We start from the raw sequence: 14,845 nt of genomic DNA, 5'->3' as shown, positions 1-14,845 counted from the left end.
CGGTACGCCGCTAATCGCTTCGGTGCTACGCACAAATTTTTACAAAATTTCACCTACCATCCCTGTTGCAAAACAGCATGGATAACTATTAGTTTTGATTGCTTACACAAAGTGTTGAAATTAAGAATTTTTATTTTTATAATTGTATATGCTTATTGGCAAGCTTGCTCGTTTGTGCAAAGATTTCATCAGCCAATAGTTTAATAATGCAAACCTACCTGCTTATTATCCAAACAAGATTACAAACGCGAAAAGTAGAGATAGTAAGTTGGTATAAAAGGAATGTATTATTATGAAAACTATTGAGTACATCAAACTCCAAGCAAAAAATCTTCACAAAGATTTCAAAACACAAAAGCCTTATTTCGATTCCACTTATGGTCGCGACTTATTTGAATATGCGCCCAAGTTCTTCGATATTGAAGCTCTGATTTCGGACTTTGAAATTGATGAAAACAATTTCACCCTAATGAACGCACAGCATATCATTGCGAAATTGGGAGGATTTCAAAAATGGACGGATATGCTAAAAGCGTCACAGCCAGCAATGGAATTGGCTAAACTGCTGTTCGATAACATGCACAAGATCACAAATGAAGAGTGGGATTATTATATCTTAGATGTGGAAAGTGAAAATAATATAACACTCGATGATGAGGATAAACTGGATATTTTCAAAACGGTTTTTGCTGATGTAGATGGACATCAAAGTGATGGTTATGATTACCGGTTAGGGATAAAAAAAGAAAATCTATCAGAAGAAAATCAAACTGTTAAACCAAAAAGAAAGAAAGTAAAAAATAAAACTACTGTGATGATTTCTGCTTTACCATTGGCTTCAGCTGATAGGCTGGAATTTACCAGAACGGCCAACTCAAGTTTCGAGCGTGTATTTGACAGGATTGAGCCAGAAAACCCCGAACTGGTTCGTGAAATGTGGGATGCGGAAAAATATATCTATGAAGATGTATTGAGACCCGATACGTTGCCAATCCATCGAGATTATGCACTTTCTATAGTCGATGCCTTCATGGTTGGTTATGTAATTCAACTTGCCGTGGAAGCTGACGACCAAGCTGCAAACTGTAATTGAAGTCTGCGGATTAAGCAAAATTAACGATTTCAAAAATAGTTCATAAATATGCTTTTTGTAAGTCAGAAAGCATATTTATGCCTCATATAAGGATAGGTAGTTATAAGAAAATGAAATAATTTTATGCGTCATCTAAGTTAGATTTTTTACATTACATTTTGCTATTCTCAAACTCCAGCCATCGTGATAGATACTTTCTTTGAAAAGTTTTGAGAGCAAGGAAATAGACTATAAATAGTAGAAGGGTATAATCGCAGTTATTATTTTAGTAAAGAAATATGCAAAAGGTAAAATCGGTTTCAGAATACATTGAAACTATAGTAAACACAGAAAAAAAATCAATTACTGATGATGATGAAACTAATGTATTCTGGTTTCGAGGAGAATCAAGTATAAACTACAAAACTCCCCTTGTTCCCAATGCTTATAGAGTGATAGCGGAGTCTATAAATCTTAGCACAAATAAACAGTTTATGTCTAAGAATATACAATCTATTGAGGGAAATATAAATTCCGATTATTACAGAAAAGCAGTCTTTTATTTAAAAGAAAATAATATCGAGAATACAAGAGCTAATAGATATTTCTTAATGCAACATTACGGCCTTTTAACGAGACTGTTGGACTGGACAGAGAATGCTTTAATAGCATTGTATTTTGCTACAAACTCTGCAGGCAATTCGTTAGACGCGAGGGTTTGGATGTTAAATCCGTTTGAGCTTAATAACTATACAATGCAACAACTATTTTCAAATAGGGAAACCAAAGAATACAAACTGATTCCAGGAATTGCGAATACTTATAAGAAGAAAAAACTTTTTAATAAAAAGAATCAACTAAGGTTAACTGAGCTTACGCGAAGATATTTGTATATGGATTTTTTAACCAATGATGGCGATATTGAATCAGAAGAGGCATATTTTCCTTTAGCGGTATATCCACCTTATATCGATCGAAGAATTCAATCACAGTCTGGATGTTTTACGATTTTCGGGAATCAAATAACTGGCTTAACATGTGCAAAGAAAGATTGGTTGAAATCTATCATTATTGATGGAAACAAAAAAAACGAGATTTTGAAGGAATTGGAAATAATAGGAATAAGTGAACATAGTATATATCCAGATCTAGACGGCTTAAGTAGATCTATTAAGCAGAAGTATTTGAAAGGGTATTATGATAATAGAGAATTGATAATACATATGTTAAAAAATTCTGGTGGAAGTAAATATGATATAAAACAATTTAATTCTATTGATTTATTAACTAAGATCAGGTGAAGCTGCACCGAAAACAGAGACTATTCTTCCTATCGAGTAAAAAAGAATTTTATCACCCTATGAATTACGAAACCAATAATTGCTAAAAATGCAATAATCTTTAGACCTGTTAAAATTTCCTTGTCATTATCATCTTTTTGTTCAGTAATGTTAAATTTTAATTTCCCCATTCTATTACTCTCTAAACATTGTAAATCGAGCTCGTATTCAGAAATACTCCTTAGGTTGTTATTGTTCCAGTTCGTCATTATTATTTGTTATTATAGGTTTATAGTAATTTTACAAGGTACGAATTAGCTGATTTTTTCACATCTTTAAGTAACACTAAGAGGTAAGGTTAATACTAGCAAAAGTGATTGTTTTATGATAAGTATACTGTCAGTTATTAAATTAATAGAATTGTTTACTGTCAGCTTGTCATTCAAATCAATTTATTAAAAACCTGTCTTAAAAGTAAAAAAAAATCTAACCGCTGTTTGTAACGAAAATGATAGATTTTGAACCGAAAGCAACTTTAGTTCAATTTTAAGTTTCGTGGCTTGGCATAGTAACTGATAAAACGAATCTGGATTTAAATAAAAAATCCCGACAGATCTTCGACCATCTGCCAGGATATAAATTTAAGTTGCTGACAGTGTAACCTGTAAGCAGATTATAGATATTAGTATTACAAGCCGCAAAGCTAAAAAAAAGTTTGATAAAAACAAACTTTATCGCGTTTACAATCTATAACAGCTACATACTCCTCAAAGCGGTGGTTTTTCAGCCATACAAATCAATTGATTTTAATTAACGTTCTCTCTGTTTGCCAAATAGGGAGAGTTATGCTCACTTAAAATTTAAAATTATGGCAATTGATTATTTTATTAATGGGGTGTGGAAAGACACTCAAGAAAGAATTACACATGTTTCTTTGTGTAAAAACAATTCTTCTACATTTTCTGGTGGTGTAAAAAAGTCAGAAAGTGAAGTGATTAGATTAATTAAGGCCGGCAACCTAGCTCACACCTTAATATGGCTTTATCCAGACTGGAAGATTGGTGCTAAAGTTGAAGTAGTATCAAATAACGGTCGGGAATATCTAAGAACAGTTGCAAATACGACTGCCATTGATAACTTGGACAATTGTATGGATATGAAAGGGTTCTATTCACTTTAATTTAAGAAAATTATGATAAAAGTACCATGCTCACAATTAGAAGAGGTTAGGAGAAACCCAAATGCTTTTGCGCAAAAATTACTGAGTGATAATCCTCAAGCTGCTGGCGGTAGTTTTGGAATGTTTTCCTGTTGGCAAAAGAATGTTAAAGATGTTCATAAAGATGAGCTAGTAATTTCAGAAGCCATCAAGGCTTTACAGCAAAGATTTATGAATTACGCAGATAATACTGCTAATAGAAAAAAACAAGAATTTCTATTAGATAGAATGATGCCTTATTTTGAAGAGTTCAATGCAAAAGGTTTTATTTTAGAAAAACCTATGGTAAGGATTAAATGGGAATTGATTCCAGAAGTCAGCCTAACGGGTAATTCACCTCTTCTAGTGTCTAATGAAGATTATAATGCTGCTTATTTCTTTACAGAAGCACCACTAGATTGGGAAAGCCAACTTAGGTTTCCATTATTGCAAGAATATTTAGCACATAACTTTTTTAGTTGTGAACCAAAAGATTTAAAAATCGGCACTTATTGTCTAAGTGAGAACGCTTTTGATTTAAAATCTTACGATGAAGCTGATATAAGTATTGCTATTGAGGAAGCTTGTGATATTTTTAATAAAATTAAAAATACATTGCGTCGAGTAGCTTAATTAATTGAACTTTATTAGTCTAAATTTCATGAAAATTGCTTAACTGCCCCTTTGCAAAGAGGGGCTTTGTTTTTTTATATCACAATGGAGTAGGAAACACTTTTTGATTTAAAAACTCTAAATGACGCAATGCCTAATGCTCCGAAAAGTGGATGTTATTCCTCGGTTATCTTAGGTGTTAGTATAATTTCTGGCTCTTTTACTTCGTTTGGATTTTCTACTTCTATTATTTCTCTTTTTTCTTCGTAGTGAGGATTAATTTTTAGTTTTAATTTTCCTTCTTTTTTAAAATCACGTGATTTAAGTAACCAGGTTACTGCAATTTCTTCTATATTATCTTTAGGAATAATACCCACTTCAAACCTGACAATATCTTCCTGTACTAAAATTTTATTTGTTGGTATGAATTCTATGAGGTTATAATATTCGGAGGATTGGAAAACTTGCCTGTTTTTTCTCCGTTCAGCGTTCTCTGTTGCAACTATTACTTGGTCATATAAAGGGCCTGGATTGAAGTGACGGTATTTGTCATCAATTTTTTCAACTTTATCTCCATCAAAAATTACTAACAATTTGTAATCTTCAATTACAGTTGAGCCGGTATTGTAAATTTTAAATGGTAATGAACACCATCTATGATCAATCTTTCTTTTTTTTCGATCGAATGGACTTGAATAAATTGGTTCTTTTAATCTCTGCATGGAAGCTAATTGTTTAGCTAAAGGATGATCTGGATTTGCCCAAACAGGTAATATTGAATAATCTATTGCTCGTTTTAGTCTGTATATTTTGCTGGTTTGTATATATTTTGGATATACTTCTATTTCTTCTTTACTGCCGAATAATACGTTTACATCGGACGCGTCTTTATATTGGCAGTTGTTTATATACCAATTAAAGGTATTTCTTCTTTCTTCCAATAAATCGACAATGTCACTCCAAGAATCAATATCAATATTAAAGAAACCATTTTGAATGTTTTCTAAATTTTTCTTTCTAATGTATTCCTCTATCTTAACATCTTTATCCGCAGTAGTTGCAAAAATTAAAGTATGTAAAGCAGGGGTAAAGAGTTTCGCTTTCTCGATCTCTAGGTCAATTTCTTTTTCAGATAACTTACTCTTAGAATAATCGTCTTTTCCTTTACATTGTATACCGAAATATTGCTTTTCGCCTTTAGGTAAGCCATAAATATCTACACCGCTCTGGTTTTGACCACCACGTCCGTTTCTTTTTATAGAAGCAGAACACTCCCAAATTTCACCCCAAAGTTTCTTACATAGTTTTTCAAAATCTTGCCAATTTTCAGGCTTTCTTATTTGTGTTGGGGAAATCATAATTTTAAATAAAATCTATATTTTACTCCACCACCACAAGCTGCCCCGGCTCCGTAACAACAACCTCCGCTTTACCCTTATACTCCACCACTTTGCCAGTTACCACTACGTTTTCCCTTTTTAAAAAACTCTCCGGGGCATAACTAAATTTCTTACGGTCTATATCTTTTATCATAATGGTAAGGGCATGGTTGGGGTATGCGCCATCTACATTTATTAAGGTAATAAATGATTTTTCTAAATAACGCCCATCGCTTACCGTACCATAAATTTAAATGTGGCACCAACGAAGGGTAAATGCTATAGTTGTCAAAACAGGAATTATTTTAATATATCCTCAAGTCTAATTTGATATTTCTCTAAGAGATCTAAAAACTTTATTTCATCTTTCACCTTTTCATAAACTGTTTTTGCAGTATTCAGTTCAGCAGCTGTTAAATTTTTAGATAATGCCAAATTAAGGTTTAAATAGAAATCCTCTTTTTTATCCTGTTCAAGTGAAATTTCAGCAAGTGTGGCAAATAAAAGTCCTCTGTTTGGCTCAATTTCTATTGCTTTGTAGATATCATTTAGTGCATCAGCATATTTTTTGTCTTTACGTAATATATTCGCTCTTAAATTGTAAAGTAGAGCACTATTAGGGAAATTTTCAATTCCCTCAGAAATGGTTTTTTTTGCCATTTCTGTTTTACCTAAGTTGTTTAAACTCAGTCCCTTCAAAAGATATGTTAACTCAATTGGAATGTGTAATTTGTTTAAATATTTTAAAGTTTCCTTATAATCACGCTTATTATAGTAAAGATTCCCTAGATAAAGCATTAATATAGGGTCATTAGGCTTGATTTCTAAAGCTTTATGGAAATCGGAAAATGATTTTTCTAAGTTCTGTGAGGAATAGTAAATTTGTCCTCGCTCTTTAAAATATTCATATCTTGTGGGGTCAAGGTCAATTGCTTTGTTTAAGAGTTCTAATTTTAATAATGTATCATTTTCTGTAAGAGCCTTATTAAATAAATATTCGGCTTCTTTAATGGTTTCAAAATGATTGTCAGTTTCAGTAATAGGGGTGCCTCGAAAAAGCTTTTCAAAGAGTTTTAAATAATCATAGGTAATAGTATTGGTTTTACCCGTTTCACCAATTTTGACAATTTCTTTTTGATGAATTTGTTTGTCAGTATGAATAATCGTAATATCCTTTACTTTCTCCATACTCACCGTCTGGATTTCTTTTTCCCAACGTTTTAAAATGAGAAATTCTTCAGATTTATCCTCAACTTTTTCCGGGAAGGGTAGGCGAGTAAGAACAATATGGATTTTAGGGCTATGGTTTAACAATTCATTTTCAGGAGCAGTTAAACTCGTTAATATTTTTTTTGTACCAAATAAGTTTTCCCTATTGTTTACTGCTAATACGACAATTTCGTCCGCAAATATTTTTAAGGTGATGCCTGAAATATCAGTAATTCCAGTGCGGGAATCTATTAGTAAAAAATCTGGCGCAAATTCCTTTTCTATTTTTGCTTTAAGATCTAAGAAGAAACGGATACCATAAGAATTATGAGAATAGAATAATTGAGACCACTTGGTAGTTGCTAGTTTACGCCAATAATCATTGTTCTCAAAGTCTCCAGCGGCCAAAAAGTGAATATCATTATCGTTAATATTTCTAGCTTCTAAAATATCTGTATATTCAGAAAGTTTGTTAGGTATTATATTCTCATTTGCAAAACTATATATATAGTCTACCAAACCTTTTTTGCTTTCGTTCTTATTTAAATTATAATCTTCATCAAATTTAAATTGAAGACCAGGAGCTTCTAAGTCAAAGTCAATTACAAAGATTTTTTTCTTCAGCTGAGATAGTTTAATGGCAATATTACTTAAAGCAAGAGATCTACCTACACCTCCCTTATATGAATAGAATGTTATTGTCTTCATGATTTATATAACAAGAGAACATTTTTGTCTAATAATTCTCTCTGCATTTTTAATATCATCTTCAGTAATATTTTCTGGTATGTCAAATTTCGGTCCTGATCCTATTACAATCGTATTCTCAAAACGAACACATATTCCTAGGATTTTGGCAATTTGGAGCAACCTATCAAAAGAAATAGTTTGATAATCGTTTGCTTCATATCTTTGAATCTGTTGCGCTTGAATATCGAGTCTTTTACCTAAATCTGTTTGAGAAATTCCCTGTGCTATTCTTGCTTTAATAATAAGTTGAGGTAGTTCTTTTAAGTTTTTTGCTTCTAAAATTTTAAGATTACCCTCTTTTAATGTTTTATATTCTTCAAGTTCTTCTTGCAAGTTCGCAATCATCCCATCAAAAGAATTAAGGGTATATAGTTTTTCTATTTTGCTTATTTCTTTACTAGCTTCAGTTTTACTCCTTACTTTTATGAGTTCTGAAACTCTTTCCTCAGTTAATATTTTTTGTTTATTGTTTTTGATCATAATAAGTCAATAACTATAATGCCCTTTGGCTCATCTGTGTGTTTATCTTTCTGGAAAAAATCTTTGAACAGTAATCCAGAATCTCTTTCTTTTGTGTTTGCAGGAAAAACATCTGCACAGAATTCTTTTTGAATATATTCTCGATTTTCTATTTTGTTTAGAAAAAAGAGTGGTGGACAGATTTTAAGTAATGCTTCCAATTGTTGATCTCTTTTACTACTTTCATTATGCATATGCCAACAAACATCTATATCGCTAGGAAAAGGTTTTTTTGTTACAAAACTACCATCAGCGTAGAGATACTCACATTCAATGGCGGTAAAAATTTTTATTAACTTTTGGAAACCCTTGAATATAATTCGTCTTTCTTCATTAGTTACAAACTCCTTTTCAAATTCTTTAATAGACAATTTATATTCACCTGGTATTAGCAAACCTGTGTCTTTATCAAATACAATATGCATACCAGTTATTATTTTCTATCACAATATTACAACTATTTTGTTGTAATGCTATTTGTTTAATGTAAATATTATTCATTAGGTAGTATTTTGTAATAATTTTAATTTTCTGAATTCATATTAATTTAACTATTTCAATATGGCTAATACACCCACCGCTAACTACACCATAAATTTTAACGCTCTCATTATAGTGTTGGTTAGCTTCTTTTGCAAGGAATGCTATCTGTAATGCTTTTCTGAGTCGTTGTCAGGCTGAGCGGAGGCGAAGCATGATAAAAGAAGGGAGAGCAAAAGCCGCTAATAGGAAATGACAATAATTTCTCTCATAAACTAAGATAGATTTTTTACGTTACATTTTCAGTATAAGGGAGTTGTAAACTCCTTTCTATTAACTAATCCGTAGTCACGCTTTGCTTAAGCCTACGTACAGTGTTTTTTTTTATTTATTAGATTTTTGTCGTTGAAATTCTAATTGCAATGAGCTTAGGAATTCTTTCAAAATTTTGTTCTTATGCAATATTATCTTTTCTACCAATTCGACTCTCGATTTTTTATATCTTTTAATTTCGAATTCAATAAAGCGCAAAGGAAATATCATTTTTAGTTCCTCATCTACTTCATAACCTTCAAATTTATAAAGACTAAAGCCCATATCAATTTCTATGTTGTCTTTTTGATTGTCAAAGAATAAACCTCTATGAGAGCTAAGATGACGGGAATCAATAATATTCTCAAAGGTTTTGTAGTAAGAATCAATATACTTCATGCATAATTCTTTTCTATTAATGTATTTACACATGTTAAGCCAGTTGCAATCTTTTTCAGGGATTTTTAAATCATAAACTTTGTTTACTAAAAGTTTCATGATTTCCAATACTGTATGAGTTTTATGAAAAAGAACTTCCATGTGATATTGTATATATTCCAGTTCAGAAATATTGTTTTTTTTATAATGCTGTTTGAACGGGTATCGCATTAAAAAAATTCTTATATATGATATTTGATTATTTACTTCAATGAGGTTGGAATGTACTTTTGAAACGTATGATATATACTTCTCTTCTGGGTTCAATAAATGATGGTTATTCTCGCCCAATATAAAGCCTTGCCGTTTATCCAAATCGTTAATTGATTTGGATAGCGACGTTATTAGATTAATTGAAAATGGATTATTAACATAATCCATCTCTTCCTTTCTACTCACACAACGATATTTAGAAGTGACGAACTTTTATTATTATAAACTATAGAAGATTTGGATGTTGTTTATTTACTCTCTTATCGAGTTTGTTTATCCAAACGATGATTAAATCAATAATATCGACAACTGATGGAGGATTTATAATATGTTTAGATGGATGCATATGATGATTTCTTATCAAACGAATTAAATCTAATACTCTGGCTCCTTCTTCATCTTTAATAAATTTGTTTTCTTTGAACCATTTTAAGCTTTTAGCTAGCATTAACTTACACTCTATCCCATTTACTTTTTCGTAATAAACATTCAATGTAAGTTCCATTAATAATAAACTTTCCCTTAATGCAACAGTTAGAAATTCATATTCAAAATAGCTATAAATAATAAGTTGTTTGGTAATATTGTAGTATTTTATTATTGGTTCTTGAACACTAGCGTTAAGCTGCGTTTTCGGTACGATATGATTTTGGAATGCCTCAAAATTTGGAGTTTCAGACATAATTACCACCTAACGTCAGGTACTAATTGTTCGTAATTATCCATTTATATAAACATGGTGGTAATTTATTCTAAAACTGTAATCTGCCTCGGCTCCGTAACAATAACCTCCGGTTTACTCTTATACTCAATTACCTTCCCACTTACCACAATTTTTTACCTTTTAAAAACGTTTCTGGGGTATCACTAAATCTCGAAGGACTGTTTAACACCTAAAATAAACCCAATATCTTCCTGACTAAGCTTTCTCTCATTTCTTAATTTCAAAATGAAATCTATTATAAACTGTTCTATTAGAGTTAAGAGAGACTCTTTCATATCTACTCCTAAAAAAATGTATTATATGTTTATGCTTGAATTTAGTGAGTTGAGCTAAACTCAAGTGATATTAAAAATTCAATAAATCTTTAGCCTCTACACCTAATCCCTTTGCTATTTCCAGTAAAGTTGTAAAATGAAAATCCTTTTTTCCATTTTCTATATTACTTAGATTTCCCTTTGTAACGTCACAGTTAGCAACCACTTCATCTTGACTTAAATTTAGTTTTTCTCTAATCTTTCTAAGATTATCTCCAAAATTAGTTAATCTTACTTTGTCTCTTGCTTCATTCATGTCTAAAGACAAGGATTTTTATAAATTAAATTGTTACAAGAACTTGCAACAATTTAATTTTAATACTATATTTGAGTAATACGTAAATAGGTATAAATAAGAGTCTTGCAACTCCATTCTCACGCCGTTGATGCAGGACAGCAGAGTTGTACCCATTCCTTATTACTTTAATGTTATTTTAGCATTACAGAATAGGAGTGGGTTTCTGCTGTAAATCCGTATCAACATAGGGCGTGAGAAACTAAATGGAGTTATGGTAGGTAGAAACCCACTTTTATAGTTTCTAGCAATACCCACAAGACTCGTAAATCTATACGAGCAATGAAAATTATTCAACTACATTCTCAAAAGTCCCTATCCATTTTAGCATGGATGTACCATTGGTGCAATGGGCAAAAACAATTGTTTTCTTTAAAAATTTGCCCTCCAGATTAAAGAAATCGGGCAGGGAGTCTTTCGTTCTTTATGCTTATTAGTAATAGCTGTTAATTAAGTTCCCTGCTCTTTTTAAGCCTTTTTAAGGTGCTGTTTTCTTTTTATACACGGTAAAAATAGATTTAAAATGAAGCAAAATATACATGCTATTGCCACTGCTTTGGCTTTTTTTAAGCAGAAAGCAGAAGGCTTTTTTAGGCTAAAAGCAGAAAGCAAAAGGCTTAAAGCTATCGGTCAATTCAGCAAAAAGCTATTAACACGGGGATTGCCACAGCCCGCTTCACACAAGGCACACACTTCGGGCTTCGCAATGACGGGTGAAGGGGAGGCAGTGCTGTTAAAGGAGAGAATAGCTAACAGCAAAGCCATAAAGATGGGATTAATTACTTATCGAATGGTGGTACATCGATTCAAGAAAAAGCTTCGACCATTGATCAGCGAACACAACGGTTTCCTGATGTTGATCAGAAAAGACATCAGCCTATTTCTGGAAGAAGAGCATGTGCCGTTTAACTTCTGCTATAATTCTATGCTTATCGGTTTTGCAAAGCCAACAGCATTTAGTCGTATGCTTAAGAAGCGTTGCTCTCCACTAAAAATGAACCTATTGAAGGCAGCTAAGCTACCAGAAGTGCAAATTGTAAAACTTAGAGAAAAAATATTGGATACCTTTTTAGCATGCATAGCAGAAGCTTGGGAAGGTAACAGGGAATATCGATTACCCCTTAAAAAAACAAAAAAATGATGACAGTAAATTACCTAAACAGGCGCAGTTTAAGAAACTGGCTACCTGATTTTCGCATACACCCTATTGAGCAATACTTATTTGTTTTATTGCTTTTATGGTTTGTAATACCTTATTTAATTTATCCTTTAGACCCTACGGCTGCTCTGCCAGATGTCGGGATATGGTCGCTGATTTTACTATCCATCATTGTATTTCTGATGCTCCTTTTGCTGAGCACCTATCTTTTCAAGAGGATGATCAAATGGCTGGGTTTACCAGCTTTTGATAGATTGGTTTCACAATTTAAAACATTAACATTATGGGAACAATACGTATTTTACTGGGCATCATTTGCTTTGCTGCTGTTGGCAGCTATCGGCTGCCTGATTGCCATCTGCTAAATGTACAAGAAAGACAATACCAGCAATTAATCAATATCGCCCGTGGGGAAATAGGCATCCGCGAAAAAAGTGGTCAAAATGATGGCGAAAGGGTAGAGGGCTATCTAGCTACCGTAGGTTTGAAAAAGGGCCAACCCTGGTGTGCCGCTTTTGTAAGCTGGGTATTTCAAAAAGGCGGTCATAATCAGCCCAAAACGGGGTGGAGTCCAGCCCTGTTCAATTCCAAAGTAAAAACCAAAACTGTAAAACCTGGAAACATTTTTGGAATCTGGTTCCCACAACTAAAGCGCATTGCACATGTTGGGCTGGTGGAAAAGCGGGAAGGCGATTGGTTGATTAGTATAGAAGGGAATACCAATATTGCTGGTGGCAGGGAGGGCGATGGTGTTTACCGAAAACGCAGATCTGTTAAAAGCATTTATGCCTTTGCCGACTGGTTAAAGGGAAAGGAGGTAAGGCCATGAAAAAATGGATGATTTTTGCCCTGCTGTTGTTAGTAGTTGTGCTGCTTTCAAAGAGAAACGGCGTTTAAGAATAGATTCGTTAAGCCAACAAAAAATCAAGATACAAGAGAACTTTAGAGAAAAATGGCTCAATTGGGACGATCAGCTTAAAGAGATCAACAGTGAACAGGCATTGCTGATTAAAGCAGACGCTCCTTTTAAATGGCAAGTGGATAGCGGCCTGTCTGGAAATGCGGGCAACTATCAGCTTTACCTAATCCATGATACTAAAGCTATCGTTGCTAAAAAACAAGGCGAACAAAAGAATCTGAAGCTTAGCCAAACTCATGAACAAAGCGAAACCGTGGAAAGTGTTAAAGAAGAAAAAAGTATTTCTTCAATAACCCTGCAGAAAACGCTGTTTTTATTGTTGATTTTGATTCTGTTTTTTGGATTGTGTATGGGATTTAAGCGATTTGTAAAGTAACGCAAACCCTTCTTGGCTTTTTTATTTTGTAAAATATTTGCTTTTAAGTTTCTACTTTGTTGAGTTCAAAGTCCTCGCTAAGCCTTTCAGGAAGTATTAATGATAGTAATGTAGAATCCAAAATATTGCTTTTCTACAAAATTAATCAAATATTAATCCTCCCCAACTTTCACGCTTGATTCGGACGTTGTAGGAGTAAGTGGCTGAAAACAACCTTAAACCCCATTTAAACGCATAAAAAAAGCCTCACATTTCTGTGAAGCTTTCTGTTTTGGGTGTGGTGCCTGCTGGGATCGAACCAGCGACACAAGGATTTTCAGAAGTGATAAAAAACGATTCAAAATGCACTTGCAGTATTTCTACAGGTGTTTTCTAAACTTGGCGAGTCAAGAAATGCGCCAAAACAATGTTTAGTCAAGCTAAGGTCGTTTTATCCGAAGACCTTTCAAAAAGAGGATATGTTACTTTCTATATAGATAGAAAACGCTATAGAGAATATAATGGAAGCAAAATCAATGTTGACCTTAATCCTAATCTTTATAAAAGTTACAAGGAAAGGTTAAAGTGTTTTAATCAATTGGCATTCGAGTTTACAAAGGCTGTTGAACGCGGTTGGTTACCCGAAGAACTAACTTTAGAGAGAGAAAAAAAGCATCCTACTTTTAAGAAAGCTATTACTGAAATTCTTAGGGAAAAATTAGATTCTAATCTTAGCATTGTTTATAAAAGAGATTTAAATCAAGTCTGTAATTCAATCTTAGATTATCTTGGTGAAAATTTGATTAATACTGATATAAGTAAAATCAGAGAAATAGATATTGAGAGTTTTCTAAATCAATATAAAAGTTCTGGCACTTATTATATGAGTAAACGAAAAACAACGAATGTGTTTTTTTCGGAGCTTGTACGTAAAAAATTGCTTGTTGAAAACCCTGTGAAAGAAACTCGACCTATGAAAAGAATTCCTAAACTTCATCAGGTTTATGATAAGGAACAACTCAAAGCAGTTTTAGCATTTTTAGAAAAAGATTATCCCAATTTGCATTTCTGTTGTATTTTAACTTATGGATGTTTTTTAAGACCACATCAAGAGATTAGGCTTTTAAAAAAGAAGCATGTGAACGATGAGATAACTAAAATCATATTGTCAGCTTCGGAAAACAAAAGTAGGAGGGTAAGAACCTCTATCGTCCCAGGTTTCGCACAGGAAGTTTTAAAAAGACGTTTAGAAGGAATAATAAACCCTGAGACTAATCTTTTAAGTGAAAAAACTTTCCCTTATAATGAAAGCTATATAAACACCCAATGGGCAAGAGCTAAAAAGCGAATGTTGGAATTGGATCTTTTAGAGAAGGGTCACACAATATATTCGTTTAGGCACACCTCAGCGGTAAACGTGTATCGTAAAACCAAAGATATTCATGTGCTCCAACAATTGTTACAACACTCCAATATGATTGTTACGGTTAATTATCTGCGAGGTCTCGGAGAGATCAACACAGATCAATTGATGGATGCGTTGCCTGAATTATAATTTTAAAATTAGCTCTCGTAGTTTTACTATGAGAGCTAATAGCTAAGAATCTACTATTTGAT

At 32.8% G+C, this 14,845-nt stretch carries 17 protein-coding genes; 9 read left to right on the top strand and 8 right to left on the bottom strand.

What is annotated here, in order from left to right; translation table 11 throughout:
- The first annotated feature begins 292 nt into the window (after positions 1-292).
- The 4 genes from B176_RS21220 to B176_RS0114335 all read left to right on the top strand — a co-directional run bounded on the left by B176_RS21220 (position 293) and on the right by B176_RS0114335 (position 4,183).
- Complete coding sequence (locus B176_RS21220) at positions 293-1,093, top strand: hypothetical protein (protein WP_017259522.1); 801 nt, start codon at positions 293-295, stop codon at positions 1,091-1,093.
- A gap of 278 nt (positions 1,094-1,371) precedes the next feature.
- A complete protein-coding gene (locus B176_RS19670) occupies positions 1,372-2,373 on the top strand; it encodes an FRG domain-containing protein (RefSeq protein ID WP_017259521.1) in 1,002 nt (333 codons plus the stop codon).
- An 847-nt stretch (positions 2,374-3,220) separates the two neighbouring features.
- Entirely contained in the window at positions 3,221-3,532 is a 312-nt protein-coding gene (locus tag B176_RS0114340) for a DUF3892 domain-containing protein (RefSeq protein ID WP_017259519.1), read from the top strand.
- A gap of 12 nt (positions 3,533-3,544) precedes the next feature.
- Complete coding sequence (locus tag B176_RS0114335; RefSeq protein WP_017259518.1) at positions 3,545-4,183, top strand: hypothetical protein; 639 nt, start codon at positions 3,545-3,547, stop codon at positions 4,181-4,183.
- A gap of 155 nt (positions 4,184-4,338) precedes the next feature.
- On the opposite strand, the gene B176_RS0114330 is transcribed toward B176_RS0114335, so the two are convergent.
- The 8 genes from B176_RS0114330 to B176_RS0114290 all read right to left on the bottom strand — a co-directional run bounded on the left by B176_RS0114330 (position 4,339) and on the right by B176_RS0114290 (position 10,756).
- Positions 4,339-5,520 carry a hypothetical protein gene (locus tag B176_RS0114330; protein ID WP_017259517.1) on the bottom strand — a complete coding sequence of 394 codons (1,182 nt, stop codon included), beginning with the start codon at positions 5,518-5,520 and terminating at the stop codon, positions 4,339-4,341.
- A 22-nt stretch (positions 5,521-5,542) separates the two neighbouring features.
- Positions 5,543-5,695, bottom strand: a complete 153-nt coding sequence (locus tag B176_RS21025) for a hypothetical protein (protein ID WP_017259516.1) — start codon at positions 5,693-5,695, stop codon at positions 5,543-5,545.
- Positions 5,696-5,841: 146 nt separating this feature from the next.
- Positions 5,842-7,458 (bottom strand): KGGVGR-motif variant AAA ATPase, encoded by a 1,617-nt coding sequence (locus tag B176_RS20375; RefSeq protein ID WP_017259515.1) that lies wholly within the window; start codon positions 7,456-7,458, stop codon positions 5,842-5,844.
- 3 nt (positions 7,459-7,461) lie between these two features.
- Complete coding sequence (locus B176_RS0114315) at positions 7,462-7,980, bottom strand: helix-turn-helix domain-containing protein (protein ID WP_017259514.1); 519 nt, start codon at positions 7,978-7,980, stop codon at positions 7,462-7,464.
- Positions 7,977-8,444, bottom strand: a complete 468-nt coding sequence (locus tag B176_RS0114310) for a DUF6932 family protein (RefSeq protein WP_017259513.1) — start codon at positions 8,442-8,444, stop codon at positions 7,977-7,979. Before B176_RS0114310 ends, B176_RS0114315 begins: the two co-directional genes overlap by 4 nt.
- 439 nt (positions 8,445-8,883) lie before the next feature.
- Positions 8,884-9,648, bottom strand: a complete 765-nt coding sequence (locus tag B176_RS0114305; protein ID WP_017259512.1) for a Cthe_2314 family HEPN domain-containing protein — start codon at positions 9,646-9,648, stop codon at positions 8,884-8,886.
- A 40-nt stretch (positions 9,649-9,688) separates the two neighbouring features.
- Positions 9,689-10,144, bottom strand: coding sequence for a hypothetical protein (locus B176_RS0114300; protein WP_017259511.1), 456 nt, complete (start codon positions 10,142-10,144; stop codon positions 9,689-9,691).
- A gap of 387 nt (positions 10,145-10,531) precedes the next feature.
- Entirely contained in the window at positions 10,532-10,756 is a 225-nt protein-coding gene (locus B176_RS0114290; RefSeq protein WP_017259509.1) for a helix-turn-helix domain-containing protein, read from the bottom strand.
- A 562-nt stretch (positions 10,757-11,318) separates the two neighbouring features.
- Here B176_RS0114290 and B176_RS0114285 point away from each other — a divergent pair.
- The 5 genes from B176_RS0114285 to B176_RS0114270 all read left to right on the top strand — a co-directional run bounded on the left by B176_RS0114285 (position 11,319) and on the right by B176_RS0114270 (position 14,783).
- A complete protein-coding gene (locus tag B176_RS0114285; protein ID WP_017259508.1) occupies positions 11,319-11,936 on the top strand; it encodes a hypothetical protein in 618 nt (205 codons plus the stop codon).
- Positions 11,933-12,319 carry a hypothetical protein gene (locus B176_RS21130; RefSeq protein ID WP_161603028.1) on the top strand — a complete coding sequence of 129 codons (387 nt, stop codon included), beginning with the start codon at positions 11,933-11,935 and terminating at the stop codon, positions 12,317-12,319. Before B176_RS0114285 ends, B176_RS21130 begins: the two co-directional genes overlap by 4 nt.
- Positions 12,238-12,783 (top strand): CHAP domain-containing protein, encoded by a 546-nt coding sequence (locus tag B176_RS0114280; protein ID WP_017259507.1) that lies wholly within the window; start codon positions 12,238-12,240, stop codon positions 12,781-12,783. Before B176_RS21130 ends, B176_RS0114280 begins: the two co-directional genes overlap by 82 nt.
- Before the next feature lie 4 nt (positions 12,784-12,787).
- The gene (locus tag B176_RS0114275; RefSeq protein ID WP_017259506.1) at positions 12,788-13,249 is read left to right on the top strand and encodes a hypothetical protein; all 462 of its coding nucleotides are present in this window, start codon (positions 12,788-12,790) and stop codon (positions 13,247-13,249) included.
- A 406-nt stretch (positions 13,250-13,655) separates the two neighbouring features.
- Positions 13,656-14,783, top strand: coding sequence for a tyrosine-type recombinase/integrase (locus B176_RS0114270; protein ID WP_017259505.1), 1,128 nt, complete (start codon positions 13,656-13,658; stop codon positions 14,781-14,783).
- Positions 14,784-14,845: the final 62 nt, after the last annotated feature.

The sequence above is a fragment of the Pedobacter arcticus A12 genome, assembly GCF_000302595.1.
In the GTDB taxonomy this organism is placed as follows: domain Bacteria; phylum Bacteroidota; class Bacteroidia; order Sphingobacteriales; family Sphingobacteriaceae; genus Pseudopedobacter; species Pseudopedobacter arcticus.
This window is presented reverse-complemented; position numbering and strand designations above follow the sequence as displayed.